Annotated in this window: 11 protein-coding genes and 1 pseudogene; 6 read left to right on the top strand and 6 right to left on the bottom strand. The window is 70.4% G+C overall.

What is annotated here, in order from left to right:
* Nucleotides 1-2: 2 nt before the first annotated feature.
* The 6 genes and pseudogenes from gyrB to dnaA all read right to left on the bottom strand — a co-directional run.
* Nucleotides 3-2,129, bottom strand: coding sequence for a DNA topoisomerase (ATP-hydrolyzing) subunit B (gene gyrB, locus H297_RS0126160; RefSeq protein ID WP_027739458.1), 2,127 nt, complete (start codon nucleotides 2,127-2,129; stop codon nucleotides 3-5).
* A 429-nt stretch (nucleotides 2,130-2,558) separates the two neighbouring features.
* Nucleotides 2,559-3,041, bottom strand: a complete 483-nt coding sequence (locus tag H297_RS0126155) for a DciA family protein (RefSeq protein WP_051352228.1) — start codon at nucleotides 3,039-3,041, stop codon at nucleotides 2,559-2,561.
* A 110-nt stretch (nucleotides 3,042-3,151) separates the two neighbouring features.
* Nucleotides 3,152-4,267 carry a DNA replication/repair protein RecF gene (gene recF / locus H297_RS0126150; RefSeq protein ID WP_027739456.1) on the bottom strand — a complete coding sequence of 372 codons (1,116 nt, stop codon included), beginning with the start codon at nucleotides 4,265-4,267 and terminating at the stop codon, nucleotides 3,152-3,154.
* Between the two features lie 10 nt (nucleotides 4,268-4,277).
* Entirely contained in the window at nucleotides 4,278-5,216 is a 939-nt protein-coding gene (gene gnd / locus H297_RS38535; RefSeq protein ID WP_037795500.1) for a phosphogluconate dehydrogenase (NAD(+)-dependent, decarboxylating), read from the bottom strand.
* Nucleotides 5,217-5,314: 98 nt separating this feature from the next.
* Entirely contained in the window at nucleotides 5,315-6,445 is a 1,131-nt protein-coding gene (gene dnaN, locus H297_RS0126140; protein WP_027739455.1) for a DNA polymerase III subunit beta, read from the bottom strand.
* Between the two features lie 875 nt (nucleotides 6,446-7,320).
* Nucleotides 7,321-8,910 (bottom strand): annotated as a pseudogene (gene dnaA / locus H297_RS0126135) (chromosomal replication initiator protein DnaA); the annotation flags it as partial.
* Between the two features lie 1,161 nt (nucleotides 8,911-10,071).
* Here dnaA and rpmH point away from each other — a divergent pair.
* From rpmH to rsmG, 6 genes are read left to right on the top strand one after another with little or no spacing between them, the layout of a single operon-like run.
* Nucleotides 10,072-10,209 carry a 50S ribosomal protein L34 gene (rpmH, locus tag H297_RS0126130; protein WP_016906158.1) on the top strand — a complete coding sequence of 46 codons (138 nt, stop codon included), beginning with the start codon at nucleotides 10,072-10,074 and terminating at the stop codon, nucleotides 10,207-10,209.
* Nucleotides 10,210-10,233: 24 nt separating this feature from the next.
* Nucleotides 10,234-10,662: a ribonuclease P protein component gene (gene rnpA, locus H297_RS42115; RefSeq protein WP_078514618.1), complete on the top strand. Its 429-nt coding sequence runs from the start codon at nucleotides 10,234-10,236 to the stop codon at nucleotides 10,660-10,662.
* The gene (gene yidD / locus H297_RS0126125) at nucleotides 10,659-10,949 is read left to right on the top strand and encodes a membrane protein insertion efficiency factor YidD (protein ID WP_027739453.1); all 291 of its coding nucleotides are present in this window, start codon (nucleotides 10,659-10,661) and stop codon (nucleotides 10,947-10,949) included. Before rnpA ends, yidD begins: the two co-directional genes overlap by 4 nt.
* A gap of 3 nt (nucleotides 10,950-10,952) precedes the next feature.
* Nucleotides 10,953-12,197 (top strand): membrane protein insertase YidC, encoded by a 1,245-nt coding sequence (yidC, locus tag H297_RS0126120; RefSeq protein ID WP_027739452.1) that lies wholly within the window; start codon nucleotides 10,953-10,955, stop codon nucleotides 12,195-12,197.
* A gap of 20 nt (nucleotides 12,198-12,217) precedes the next feature.
* A complete protein-coding gene (locus tag H297_RS0126115) occupies nucleotides 12,218-12,730 on the top strand; it encodes a R3H domain-containing nucleic acid-binding protein (protein WP_027739451.1) in 513 nt (170 codons plus the stop codon).
* Nucleotides 12,727-13,491: a 16S rRNA (guanine(527)-N(7))-methyltransferase RsmG gene (gene rsmG / locus H297_RS0126110; protein ID WP_027739450.1), complete on the top strand. Its 765-nt coding sequence runs from the start codon at nucleotides 12,727-12,729 to the stop codon at nucleotides 13,489-13,491. Before H297_RS0126115 ends, rsmG begins: the two co-directional genes overlap by 4 nt.
* Nucleotides 13,492-13,716: the final 225 nt, after the last annotated feature.

Below are 13,716 nucleotides of genomic sequence, written 5' to 3'. Positions count from 1 at the left end.
CGTCAGATGTCGAGGAAGCGGACGTCCTTGGCGTTGCGCTGGATGAACGAGCGTCGGGCCTCGACGTCCTCACCCATGAGGATGGAGAACAGGTCGTCCGCCGCGGCCGCGTCGTCCAGCGTGACCTGGCGCAGGACGCGGTGCTCGATGTCCATGGTGGTCACCCGCAGCTCGTCCGCGTTCATCTCGCCGAGGCCCTTGAAGCGCTGCACCGAGTCGTCCTTGATGCGCTTGCCCTGCTCGCGGCCCAACTGGATGAGGCTGTCCCGCTCGGGGTCGGAGTAGGCGTACTGGTACTCGTCCCGGCTCCACTTGATCTTGTACAGGGGCGGCTGGGAGAGGAACACGTGCCCGGCCTCCACCAGCGGCCGCATGAAGCGGAAGAGCAGGGTCAGCAGCAGGGTGTTGATGTGCTGGCCGTCGACGTCGGCGTCCGCCATCAGAATGATCTTGTGGTAGCGGAGCTTCTCGATGTCGAAGTCCTCGTGCACCCCCGTGCCGAACGCCGAGATCAGCGCCTGTACCTCGGCGTTCTGCAGGACCTTGTCGATCCTGGCCTTCTCCACGTTCAGGATCTTGCCGCGGATCGGCAGGATCGCCTGGTACTCCGGGTCCCGGCCCGACTTGGCCGAGCCGCCCGCGGAGTCGCCCTCCACGATGAAGATCTCGCACTTGGACGGGTCGTTGGACTGGCAGTCCGACAGCTTGCCCGGCAGCGACGCCGTCTCCAGCAGACCCTTGCGCCGCGTCAGGTCCCGCGCCTTGCGCGCCGCGACCCGGGCGGTGGCCGCCTGGATGCCCTTGCGGATGATGTCCGCGGCCTCGTTCGGGTTCCGATCCAGCCAGTCGGTCAGGTGCTCGTGGACGATCTTCTGGACGAAGGTCTTGGCCTCGGTGTTGCCCAGCTTCGTCTTCGTCTGCCCCTCGAACTGCGGCTCACCCAGCTTGACGGAGATGATCGCCGTCAAACCCTCGCGGATGTCCTCGCCCGTGAGGTTGTCGTCCTTGTCGCGCAGCAGCTTGCGGTCGCGCGCGTACCGGTTGATCAGGCCCGTCAGCGCGGCGCGGAAACCCTCCTCGTGGGTGCCGCCCTCGTGCGTGTGGATGGTGTTGGCGAAGGAGTAGACCCCCTCGCTGTACTGGTTGTTCCACTGCATGGCGATCTCGACCGAGAGCATCCGCTCGGTGTCCTCGGCCTCGAAGTCGATCACCGTGTCGTGCACCAGCTCGCCCTTGCGGGAGTTGAGGTAGCGCACGAAGTCGGCGATGCCGCCCTCGTAGTGGTAGCGGACCGAGTTGGGGTGGCCCTCCTCGTCGACGTGGCCCTCACGCTCGTCGGTCAGCGTGATGGTCAGGCCCTTGTTGAGGAACGCCATCTCCTGGAAGCGGCGGGCCAGCGTCTCGAAGGAGTACTCGGTGGTGTCGAAGATGTCGCCGTCCGCCCAGAACGTGACGACCGTGCCGGTCTCGTCCGTCGCCTCGTTCTTCGACAGCGGCGCCGTGGGCGTGCCCAGCTTGTAGTCCTGCGTCCAGCGGAAGCCGTCGGTCCTGACCTCCACGGCCACCCTCGTCGACAGCGCGTTGACGACCGAGACGCCCACGCCGTGCAGACCACCGGAGACCGCGTACCCGCCGCCGCCGAACTTGCCGCCGGCGTGCAGCACGGTCATCACGACCTCGACGGCCGGCTTCCCCTCCGAGGGGACGATGCCCACCGGGATACCGCGCCCGTTGTCGGTCACCCGGACCCCGCCGTCGGCGAGCAGCACCACGCCGATGGTGTCCGCGTAGCCGGCCAGCGCCTCGTCCACGGAGTTGTCGACCACCTCCTGGACGAGGTGATGAAGACCACGCTCGCCCGTGGACCCGATGTACATACCGGGCCGCTTGCGGACCGCGTCCAGCCCCTCCAGGACGGTGATCGCGCTTGCGTCGTACGCCGCCGGGTCGGCCGCGTCGACCTGCGGCACCCCCTCGGCACCCGGGGCCACGGCGCCGCCGCCCGCGGGGTCCGGTGCGGCGTTCCCGCCGTGCTCGGTGGTGGTCTCCGCGGACTGCGGCGGAGTCGTCTGCTCGTTCTCGTTGAGATCGCCGGAATCGGCCACGAAGCGCCCTTTCTGGCACAGCACAGGCCGTCTCCTGGGCAATGCGGAGCGGCTGCGTCGTTCGACAAGTTCCGCAACGGTGCGGTAGTCCCCCAGTGTACCGGTGTCTGCGATGTGAGTGGGGGTTTGCCGGTGCCTGAGTTGGCATGTGCCGCCCTGAACTGGCGTCCGTCGACTCCCCATATCTGGGAAGGGGTGCCAGGAGCTCCACAGCGGCGCTGAGCGCTTCCACTCGTCTCCACCTGTCCCGGACCGCACACGGTCCGCGACCACCCGCCGAAAATCCCCCGGAAAACCACCCCGACCCCCCCGAAAACACCCCCGCCGCTAGGCCCGCCCCGCACCACGGCGCCACCCTCGGCACGGAGCCGCCCATCCCGCACGCCGTCACCCCGCCCGACGTTCCGCACACCCCCCGCACGGCTGCCGCTCCACGCGCCGGCCGCGCCGCCCTCACCCGTAGGTGTCGCCCGGCCCCTTGCTGCCCGGCGCCCGCAACGCCCCGTACCCCCGCCGCGGCGCCTCCGGACCCCGCACCTTGATCACCCTCACGGTGCCCTGCCCCAGATCCTCGTTCAGCCGGGCCACCAACCGCGGCGCCAGCAACCGCAGCTGCGTCGCCCACGCCGTCGAGTCGCACCGCACCAGCAGGGCGCGCTCCTCCTCGTCGTACTTCTGCGGCTCGCAGTGCTGCGCCACCTGCGGACCCACCAACTGCGGCCAGCGCCCCATCACCCCGCCGACCGCCGCCGGGGTCTCCCAGCCACGCTCCGCGATCAACCGGCTCACCGCGGCCCCCAGCGGCAGCGGATCCCGCCCGTCCCGCCGCGCACCCGACCGCAGCCCGCCCCCCTGCCGGGCCTGCCGCCGCTGCTGCGCCTCCGCCCCCCGGGCCCGCGCCTGCTCCTTGGCCGCCCGCAACGCCACCCGCGCCAGGTCGACGCCACTGACCTGCGGTTCCTTCGCGTCCCCCGCGTCCTGCGCAGCCTCGCCGCCTGCCGCGTCCCGCGGGGCCGCCTCCGGGTCCGGCCGTCCGGGCTGCTCGCTCACGCCGATGCCACCTCCCCCTCGGCCACCGTGAACCGCGCTCCCTCCAGAACGCCGGGCACGTCCTCCTCGACCGCCGCCGTCACCAGCACCTGCTCGGCCCCGGCCACCAGCTCCGCGAGCCGGGAGCGGCGCCGCACATCCAGCTCCGCGAAGACGTCGTCCAGGATCAGCACCGGCTCGTGACCCTCGCTCTTGAGCAGCTCGTAGGCGGCCAGCCGCAGCGCCAGCGCGTACGACCACGACTCGCCGTGGCTCGCGTACCCCTTCGCGGGCAGCTCGCCCAACCGCAACAGCACCTCGTCCCGGTGCGGACCCACCAGCGTCACCCCGCGCTCCACCTCCTGCTTGCGGGCCTCACCCAGCGCCGCCAGCAGCCCCGTGTACAGCTCCTCCCGGGAGGGCGCCGTCACCGGGCCCCGGTACGCGAACGACACCGGGCCACCCCCCGGCGCCAGCGCCTCGTACGCCTTGTCCGCAAGCGGACCCAGCACCGCCAGCAGCTCCAGCCGCTGCGCCAGCAGCTCCGCGCCCGCCCGCGCCAGATGCTGGTCCCACACGTCCAGCGTCGACAGGTCGGCGCCGCGGCCACCGTGCCGCCGCGCCATCGCGGCCGACTTCAGCAGGCTGTTGCGCTGCTTGAGCACCCGCTCGTAGTCCGCGCGCACCCCCGCCATGCGCGGGGACCGCGCCACCACCAGCTCGTCCACGAACCGCCGCCGCTCACCCGGATCCCCCTTGACCAGCGACAGGTCCTCCGGCGCGAACAGCACCGTGCGCACGATCCCCAGCAGGTCACGGGGCCGCACCTGCGAGGAGCGGTTGATGCGCGCCCGGTTCGCCTTGCCAGGGTTCAGCTCCAGCTCGACCAACTGCTCCCGCTCGTCCTGCCGCACCTGGGCACGGACGACGGCCCGCTCCGCCCCCGCCCGCACCAGCGGCGCGTCCGAGGACACCCGGTGGCTGCCCAGCGTGGCCAGATAGCCGACCGCTTCGACCAGATTCGTCTTGCCCTGGCCGTTCGGTCCGAGAAACGTCGTCACGCCCGGCCCGAGGGCGACCTCGGCCCGGGCGTACGACCGGAAATCGGCAAGCGAGAGATGCCTGACGTGCATCGGTGCGCGCTCAGCCCCCCGTGGGCGGAGTGACGTCGGCACCCGGCGCGTCCGCGCCCTTCTCCCCGGCCTTGTCGTTGGCCGTGACCGCGTGCCCGCCGAACTGGTTGCGCAGCGCGGCGATCATCTTCATCTGCGGGGAGTCCTCCTGCCGCGAGGAGAAGCGGGCGAACAGCGACGCGGTGATCGCCGGCAGCGGCACCGCGTTGTCGATCGCGGCCTCCACCGTCCAGCGGCCCTCCCCGGAGTCCGCCGCGTAGCCGCGCAGCGCCTGCAGGTGCTCGTCGCTGTCCAGCGCGTTGACCGCCAGGTCCAGCAGCCAGGAGCGGATGACCGTGCCCTCCTGCCAGGAGCGGAAGACCTCGCGCACATCGGTCACCGAGTCGGCCGCCTCCAGCAGCTCCCAGCCTTCGGCGAAGGCCTGCATCATCGCGTACTCGATGCCGTTGTGGACCATCTTCGCGAAGTGGCCCGCGCCGACCTTGCCCGCGTGGACGGAGCCGAACTCCCCCTCGGGCTTGAGCGCGTCGAAGACCGGCTGGACCTTCGCCACGTCCTCGGCGGAGCCGCCGTACATCAGCGCGTAGCCGTTCTCCAGGCCCCACACGCCGCCGGAGACACCGCAGTCGACGAAGCCGATGCCCTTGGCCTTCAGCTCCTCCGCGTGCTTCTCGTCCTCGGTCCACCGCGAGTTCCCGCCGTCGACCACCAGGTCGCCGGGGGAGAGCAGCTCGGCCAGCTCGTCGACGGTCGACTGGGTGGCGGCGCCCGACGGCACCATCACCCACACCACGCGCGGCCCGCTCAGCGAGTCGACCAGCTCCTTGAGGCTGCCGACGTCCGCAACGTCCGGATTCCGGTCGTACCCGATGACCGTGTGGCCCCCGCGGCGGATGCGCTCACGCATGTTCCCGCCCATCTTCCCGAGACCGACCAGACCGAGCTCCATCACTGCCCCTTACGTTCACCAGCGTTTCGTGCGGTTTCGACCCTACGCCCGGAGGTTGTGGACGGACGTTCCGCTCCAGGGCCCTGGCGGCAGAGGCGTCAGCCGGAGAGCCGCACCGGCATGATCAGGTACTTGTAGGCCTCGTCCGCCTCGGCGTCCTTGGCAGGCCGGCCGCTCAGCAGGGCGGGCTTGGTCGAGGTCGTGAACGAGAGCTGCGCCACAGGGGAGTCGATCGCGCTCAGCCCCTCCAGCAGGAAGCCCGGGTTGAAGGCGATCGAGATGTCGTCGCCCTCCAGGTCGGCGTCGACGCGCTCCACAGCCTGTGCGTCGTCGCTGGAACCCGCCTCCAGGGTCAGCACACCCTGCTCGAAGCTCAGCCGCACCGGAGTGTTGCGCTCCGCGACCAGCGCCACCCGCTTGACGGCCTCCACGAACGGCGCCGTCTCGATCACCGCCACCGAGTTGAACTCGGTCGGGAACAGCGTGCGGTACTTGGGCAGATCGCCCTCCAGCAGCCGCGTCGTCGTCCGCCGCCCGGCCCCCTCGAAGCCGATGAGCCCCTCGCCGGAGCCGGAGCCGGAGAGCGCCAGCGTGACGCTGTCCCCGCTGCTGAGCGACTTGGCGGTGTCCAGCAGCGTCTTGGCGGGCACCAGGGCGACCGCCGAGGCGTCCGGCGTCTCGGGCTTCCACAGGAACTCGCGGACCGCGAAGCGGTAGCGGTCGGTGGAGGCCAGCGTGACGGTGTCGCCCTCGATCTCGATCCGCACACCCGTCAGCACCGGCAGCGTGTCGTCCCGGCCGGCCGCGATGGCCACCTGCTGGGCCGCGGCGGCGAAGACCTCGCCCGGCACCGTGCCGGTGGCCGACGGCATCTCCGGCAGCGCCGGGTACTCCTCCACCGGCAGGGTGTGCAGCGTGAACCGCGAGGAGCCGCAGACCACGGTCGCCCGTACACCGTCTGTGGAGATCTCCACCGGACGGTTGGGAAGGGCGCGGCAGATGTCGGCCAGCAGCCGGCCGGACACCAGGACGGTGCCCTCCTCCTCGACCTCCGCCTCCACGGAGACCCGCGCCGAGACCTCGTAGTCGAAGCCGGAGAGGCTCAGCGAGCTGTCGTCCGCCTTCAGCAGCAGGCCCGCGAGCACGGGCACCGGCGGGCGGGCGGGGAGGCTCTTGGCCGTCCAGGCCACCGCCTCCGCGAGGACATCCCGTTCAACCCGGATCTTCACCTTGAGCCGCCTCCTGCTGCCGCCTGTCGCTGGTGCTGTTTGCCGGGCACCAGTCTGACGCACCGGACCGACAGCGGATGCGGGTGCGGGTCAAGTCGCTGCGATCCCACCCGAGGCGGGCGGCGCCGAGTTGTGCACAGCCCCCACTTCGAAGCGAATCCCGGGCTCTCTAGGTGTCGTCGTAGTAGTAGGGGTTGTGGAAACCGTGGATAAGCCCGTTTCCGCAGCTCAGAGCCGGAATTTTGTCCACCGCGGCTGTGGGTGGACCGGTGGAGGAACGGGGCCTCGCTGTGGACGCGGAAAAGTTCCCCACACCCCGCCCACAGGCAGAGGGGGTTTCCCCACAGCGGCGCCCACAGATTTACCCACCTTTCCCACAGCCCAATCCCTGGCCCCGATGTGACGGCTTTCACTCGGACCGGTGAGCGGGCGCGTTGCGTTGCCGAACAGTGGACAGCTCTGTGGAGAAGTGCCTGATCACTGGGGAAAAACGGCCGTCTCCTGTGGGCAGCCGGTGGACAAGTCGGCCGCCCGTCGAGGAGCGGTTCCCGCCCTCCACAGGTGTGGACAGCGCCTGCCCACAAATACACAACCGGGTGACCTCGCGGAACACCCTCCCACGAGCCCGACTGTGGATGCCCTTGGGACAACGGAAGAGGTCCCCAGGGTGTGGACGCGGTGAACCGGCCCTCGCTGTGGACCGAGCCGCCCCGCGCGCCCCGAATCGAACAGCGAAGGGCCCCCGGGGAGTTCTCCTCCGGGGGCCCTGGTGTCGAAGGGGCGGCTCGCGAGGTGCCGACAGCGGCCTGTCAGCCGGTTCCGGCGCCGTCGGCAGCCCTTTTCGGCGCGGTGCCAGCCGCTCCTGGCGCTGCGCGTCAGCCGTTCTTGATGCGGTTGGTCAGCTCCGTCACCTGGTTGTAGATGGAGCGCCGCTCCGCCATGAGCGCCCGGATCTTCCGGTCGGCGTGCATGACGGTGGTGTGGTCGCGGCCGCCGAACTGACCGCCGATCTTCGGCAGCGACAGGTCCGTCAGCTCCCGGCACAGATACATGGCGATCTGTCGCGCCGTCACCAGCACGCGGCTGCGTGAGGATCCGCACAGGTCGTCCACGGTCAGCCCGAAGTAGTCGGCGGTGGCCGCCATGATGGCGGGCGCGGTGATCTCCGGCGTCGCGTCCTCACCGCCGGGGATGAGGTCCTTGAGCACGATCTCGGTCAGCCCGAGGTCCACCGGCTGCCGGTTCAGGCTGGCGAAGGCCGTCACCCGGATCAGCGCGCCCTCCAGCTCGCGGATGTTGCGCGAGATGCGGGAGGCGATGAACTCCAGCACCTCCGGCGGCGCGTTGAGCTGCTCCTGCACCGCCTTCTTGCGCAGGATCGCGATCCGCGTCTCCAGCTCGGGCGGCTGGACGTCGGTGATCAGGCCCCACTCGAAGCGGTTGCGCAGCCGGTCCTCCAGCGTCTCCAGCATCTTGGGCGGCCGGTCGCTGGACAGGACGATCTGCTTGTTGGCGTTGTGCAGGGTGTTGAACGTGTGGAAGAACTCCTCCTGCGTCGACTCCTTGTCGGCGAGGAACTGGACGTCGTCGACGAGCAGGATGTCCATGTCGCGGTAGCGCTTGCGGAACGCGTCCGCCTTGCCGTCGCGGATGGAGTTGATGAACTCGTTGGTGAACTCCTCCGAACTGACGTACCGGACCCGCGTGCCCGGGTAGAGGCTGCGGGCGTAGTGGCCGATCGCGTGCAGCAGGTGGGTCTTGCCCAGTCCGGACTCGCCGTAGATGAACAGCGGGTTGTACGCCTTGGCGGGCGCCTCGGCCACGGCGACGGCCGCGGCGTGCGCGAAGCGGTTCGAGGCCCCGATCACGAAGGTGTCGAAGAGGTACTTCGGATTCAGCCGCGCCGTCGGCTCCCCCGGGCCCGTCGCCGGCGCCGGCTGAGCGGCCAGCGGCCCGGGTGCCCCGCTGGGCGCGGGCAGCTGGGAGGGGCTGTCGTACGGAGGCGCGGGCGGCCGCCCCTGCGGCGGCACCTGCGGCCGGGGACGCTGCTGAGGCTGCGCATGCTGTGGGGGCTGATGCGGCTGCTGGTGCAGCTGCTGGGGAGGGGCCTGCGGGGACTGGTGCTGCGGGTGAGCCTGGCGCTGCTGCTGGTCGTAGCTGTCGTACGCCTGCTGTTCGTAGCCCTGCGGCTGCTGCTCGTACGCCTGCTGCTGGTCGTAGCCCTGCTGCCGGTGGTCGTACGGCTGGGGGCGCTGGGGCTGCGCGGGGTACGGGTCACGCCGCTGCTGCCAGGGGGCGGGCTCGGGGGCCGGTGCCGGGGCCGGACCGTGCGAGTAGTCCGCCGGGTACGCGGTCCGCGCCCCCGGAATCTCGCGTGCCTCGTACTGGTCGCGTGCCTCGTACTGCTCACGGGCCTCGTACTGGTCGTACTGGTCGTAGCGGTCGGGCTGGTCGTAGCGGTCGGCCTGTCCGTACCGTTCGGTCTGCTCGTAGCAGTCCGACGGTTCGTAGCGGTCCTGGTGCTCGTAGCGGTCCTGCGACTCGAAGTGCTCCGGCTGGGCCTGGGCCCGGGGCCGGAGCTGCGGATCACGGGGGGGCGGCTGGTGCCCGGACTGGGGGGAGGGCTGCGGCGCACCGTGCTGCGCTGCTTGATCGTCGCGCTGCTCGTACCCCTCGTACCCCTCGCGCGACTGGTACGTGTCGTACGCGGGCGCGCTCTCGTATCCGCCCTCGCGGTGCAGCGGCTGGGACTGCTGCTCGGGCGCGGGGGTGGGTGACGGGATGGAGGGGGTGACCGGCGCGGCGGGTGCGGCGGCCTCCGGCATGGGGCCCGTCACCGTGATGGCCAGCCGGATGGGCTGCTGGCACTCGCGGCTGAGGGCCTCGGTGATGAGGGGGGCGAGCCGGCCCTCCAGGACCTGTTTCGCGTATTCGTTCGGTACGCCCAGCAGTGCGGTGCCGGAGACCAGGACGAGGGGCTGGCAGTCCCGCAGCCAGCGCTGGTCCTTCGGCTCGACGCTCTGCCCTTCACGGCCTTCGCGCCCTTCACGACCCTCGCGCAGAAGCTGTTCCAGCACCCGTGGCCACACTGCGGCAAGATCGGCAGGTAGGTCAGCCACAGGGCACGCTCTCTCACTCGCTGGGTGACGGGTCACTCGCTCGGTGACGCTCGTCGTCCGGTGATCGACCAGGTCCCACGGATGTGTGTTTCTGGGCACGGTCGGGAAGGAAGGGAAGTTCGGCCACGGTAGTCACGCGGACCGACCCCGTTCAAGTCGTTGTCCACAGGCTGTGCACGAGTGCAGTAGTGGGGGCGGCGGTGGCGGTGGTCGGGCGCGGCCTGGAGGCGTGCGGCTCGCGTACGGTGGCCCCGTCGGCAGGGGGTGCCCCGCCGGCGTTGGTTTGACCGGATGGCGTAAGCGCGCGTACCGTAACCAGGTCGAGTGTCGACGGCTGCTGCCGCCTGCCTCCGATGGGCAAGATCGCCCGGTTCGCCCGGTCGGTCATGAAGCGGTGCACACTCGGGCGTTGCGAGCTACTCGTGGGCGCACGGTGACAGCCGGTCGACTCCCCACACCCTGTCCCGCGGTCCCCCGCGGGACACGAAGCATCTCTGGAGCCCCCGAGTGAGCAAGCGCACCTTCCAGCCGAACAACCGCCGCCGCGCGAAGACCCACGGCTTCCGGCTGCGCATGCGGACCCGCGCCGGCCGCGCGATCGTCGCGAACCGCCGCAGCAAGGGTCGCGCCCGCCTGTCGGCCTGAGCAGCCTGACCACAGGTCCATGACGTGCTGCCTACCGAGAACCGGCTGAGGCGGCGCGAGGACTTCGCGGCCGCGGTACGCCGAGGACGCAGGGCCGGTCGCCCGCTTCTCGTCGTCCACCTACGCAGTCGAACGGACCCGCACGCGTCGGGGGGAGAGGTTTCCCCGACGCGTGCGGGTTTCGTCGTGAGCAAGGCCGTCGGCAACGCGGTGGTCCGTAACCGTGTGAAACGGCGCCTGCGCGCGCTGATGCGTGAACGCCTGCGCTTGCTGCCCGCAGGTAGCCTGGTTGTCGTACGAGCGCTGCCCGGCGCGGGTGAGGCCGGTCACGCGGAGTTGGTCCGCGATCTGGACGCCGCGCTGCGGAAGCTGCTCAAAGGGTCCCCTCGCTCTGCCGACTCGGGGGAGCGCCCCCGCGATCCCGGCCGAGAACCGGGAGGGAGAGCCCCGTGAAGTACCCGCTGCTGTGGTTGATCAAGCTGTACCAGTGGACGATCAGTCCGATGCTCGGCCCGGTGTGCCGGTACTACCCGTCGTGCTCCCACTACGGCTACACGGCCATCCACCGCCATGGCGCCGTGAAGGGGACGGCACTGACGGCCTGGCGCATTCTGCGCTGCAACCCGTGGTCGCCCGGTGGCGTCGACCATGTCCCCGCCCGGAAGCACCCGGTATGGCACCAGCGGATCCGCTCCCGCTGGCAGCAGCGCCGGACCCCGTCCAACGCCCAAGGAGCCTGATTCGTGGACACGATCCTGAGTCCTCTCTATACCGCTGTCTCCTGGATCATCGTCCAGTTCCATTCGTTGTTCGGCCTGGTCTTCGACCCGGACAGCGGCTGGGCCTGGGGTCTGTCCATCTTCTTCCTGGTGGTGCTGATCCGGGTCTGCCTGATCCCGCTCTTCGTGAAGCAGATCAAGTCGACGCGGAACATGCAGGCGCTCCAGCCGAAGATGAAGGCGATCCAGGAGCGCTACAAGAGCGACAAGCAGCGCCAGAGCGAAGAGATGATGAAGCTCTACAAGGAGACGGGCACCAACCCGCTCTCCAGCTGCCTGCCGATCCTCGCGCAGTCGCCGTTCTTCATCTCCCTCTTCCGGGTGCTCAGCCACATCGCCGACAACAAGCCGGTGGGTGTCCTCAACGCCGACCAGGTCGAGAGCGCCCGTAGCGCCAAGATCTTCGGCGCCCCGATCGCCGCGAAGTTCATGGACAGCGCCGACCAGGCGCGCGAGCTGGCTGCCACCCTCGCCGACGTCCGCGTCGTGACCGTCATCATGATCGTGCTGATGTCGGCGTCGCAGTTCTACACGCAGCGCCAGCTCATGACGAAGAACGTCGACATGACGGTCAAGACGCCGTTCATGCAGCAGCAGAAGATGCTGATGTACGTCTTCCCCGTCATGTTCGCCGTCTTCGGCATCAACTTCCCCGTCGGTGTCCTCATCTACTGGCTGACCACCAACGTGTGGACGATGTGCCAGCAGCTCTTCATGATCAAGCGCAACCCGACGCCCGGCTCCCGCGCCGACAAGGAGCGTCAGGAGCGGCTGCGTGCCGCGGGCAAGCTGAAGGAGGACCCGAAGGAGGTCGAGGCCCGCGAGGCCGCCGAGGTCGCCCGGGCCCGCCGTCAGCAGCCCAAGCGGCAGACGAAGGCACAGCGGCAGGGCGGTGCGGTCGCTGCGGGCTCCCAGCAGGGCGGCGCCTCCTCGGTCACCACGTCGCTGGAGAAGGACGACGAAGCCGACACTGACGACGGTGCCGACGCTGCCGCCAAGTCCGGTTCCCAGGGTGGTTCCGCTGCGGGGAAGGCCGGTCACAAGGCGTCCGGGCAGAAGGGCTCCGGGCAGAAGGCGTCCGGCAAGCAGCAGGGCGGCGCCAAGCAGGGCGGTCAGAAGCAGGGCGGCGGCCAGGCCAAGTCGGGTCAGAAGAAGAGCGGCCAGCAGCGCAAGGGCCCGCAGCGTCCCAAGCACCCCTCCAAGAAGTGAGTACCGAAGGAGTCCCCGCCGTGACGGACACGACTGCCCCCGAGGGCACCGAAGCCGACACCGACAGCCTGACCCGCCTGGAACAGGAGGGTGAGATCGCGGCCGACTACCTCGAAGGGCTGCTCGACATCGCCGACCTGGACGGCGACATCGACATGGACGTCGAGGCCGACCGCGCCGTGGTCTCGATCGTCAGCGAGGGCACCTCACGCGATCTGCAGAAGCTCGTCGGCAGGGACGGTGAGGTGATGGAGGCGCTGCAGGAGCTGACGCGTCTCGCGGTGCACCGTGAGACCGGTGACCGCAGTCGGCTGATGCTGGACGTGGCCGGGTTCCGGGCCCGCAAGCGGGAGGAGCTGGCGGAGCTCGGCGAGCAGGCGGCCAAGGAGGCCAAGGACGCCGGTGAGCCGGTGAAGCTGCGCCCGATGACACCGTTCGAGCGCAAGGTCGTGCACGACGCGGTGAAGGCCGCCGGGCTGCGCAGCGAGTCCGAGGGCGAGGAGCCGCAGCGCTGCGTGGTCGTCCTCCCGTGAGCCGCGACGTGGGGGAGCCGCCGGAGCACGCGGCGGAACTGCCGCCCGCGCCGGAGGCGGCGCACAAGGCGTTCGGTGACAGCCTGGGTGCTGTGCAGCGGTACGCGGAGCTCCTGGCGGACTCCGGGGTACGGCGGGGGCTGCTCGGCCCGCGCGAGGTGCCCCGGCTGTGGGAGCGGCACCTGCTGAACTGCGTCGTGCTCTCCGAGGCCGTGCCCGAGGGTGTCTCGGTCTGCGACGTCGGTTCGGGCGCCGGCCTGCCGGGCATCCCGCTGGCGCTGGTCCGCCCCGATCTGGAGATCACGCTGCTGGAGCCGCTGCTGCGACGGACCACCTTCCTCCAGGAGGTCGTCGAGCTGCTGGGACTGGACCATGTGACGGTGCGTCGGGGGCGGGCCGAGGAGATGCTGGGCACGCTGACGCCGGTGCACGTGGTGACGGCCCGTGCGGTGGCGCCGCTGGACCGGCTGGCCGGCTGGGGGGTTCCGCTGCTGCGGCCGTACGGCGAGATGGTGGCGCTCAAGGGCGACACCGCTGAGGAGGAGGTCCGCACGGCGCGGGACGCGCTGCACAAGCTGGGGGTCGTGGAGACCACGGTGGAGCAGATCGGCCGCGGCGTGGTGGACCCGCCCTCCACGGTGGTGCGGGCGCGGGTCGGGGAGAGCCCCGGCGGTGTCCGGTTCGCCGCCCGGCGGGCCAAGGCGGAGAAGGCCCGGCGTGCGGGCGGCCGCTCGGCGCGCGGTGGCCGGCGCCACCGCTGAGTTCTCGGCCTCGGGGGCGGAGCCCGCTTCGTGGTTCCGCTTCCGGGTCCTTCGTAGCTGCCTTCCGTTCCTTGGTTGCTCGGCTCCTCGATTACTCCGCTCTCCCGTTACTCAGGTTCTCGGTTACTCCATAAAAACGCTTACGACACCGTGGAGCGGAGTGTCGCGGCGAACGACGCCGCAGCCGCGTGCATCGTGTTTCACGTGAAACGCCGCTCTCTGTTG

This window comes from Streptomyces sp. CNT360 (genome assembly GCF_000424785.1).
This window is presented reverse-complemented; position numbering and strand designations above follow the sequence as displayed.

Excerpts from the sequence above, each read along its gene's own strand:
- gnd (WP_037795500.1), bottom strand. The coding sequence starts at position 5,216 with ATGGAGCTCGGTCTGGTCGGTCTCGGGAAGATGGGCGGGAACATGCGT.
- recF (WP_027739456.1), bottom strand. The coding sequence starts at position 4,267 with ATGCACGTCAGGCATCTCTCGCTTGCCGATTTCCGGTCGTACGCCCGG.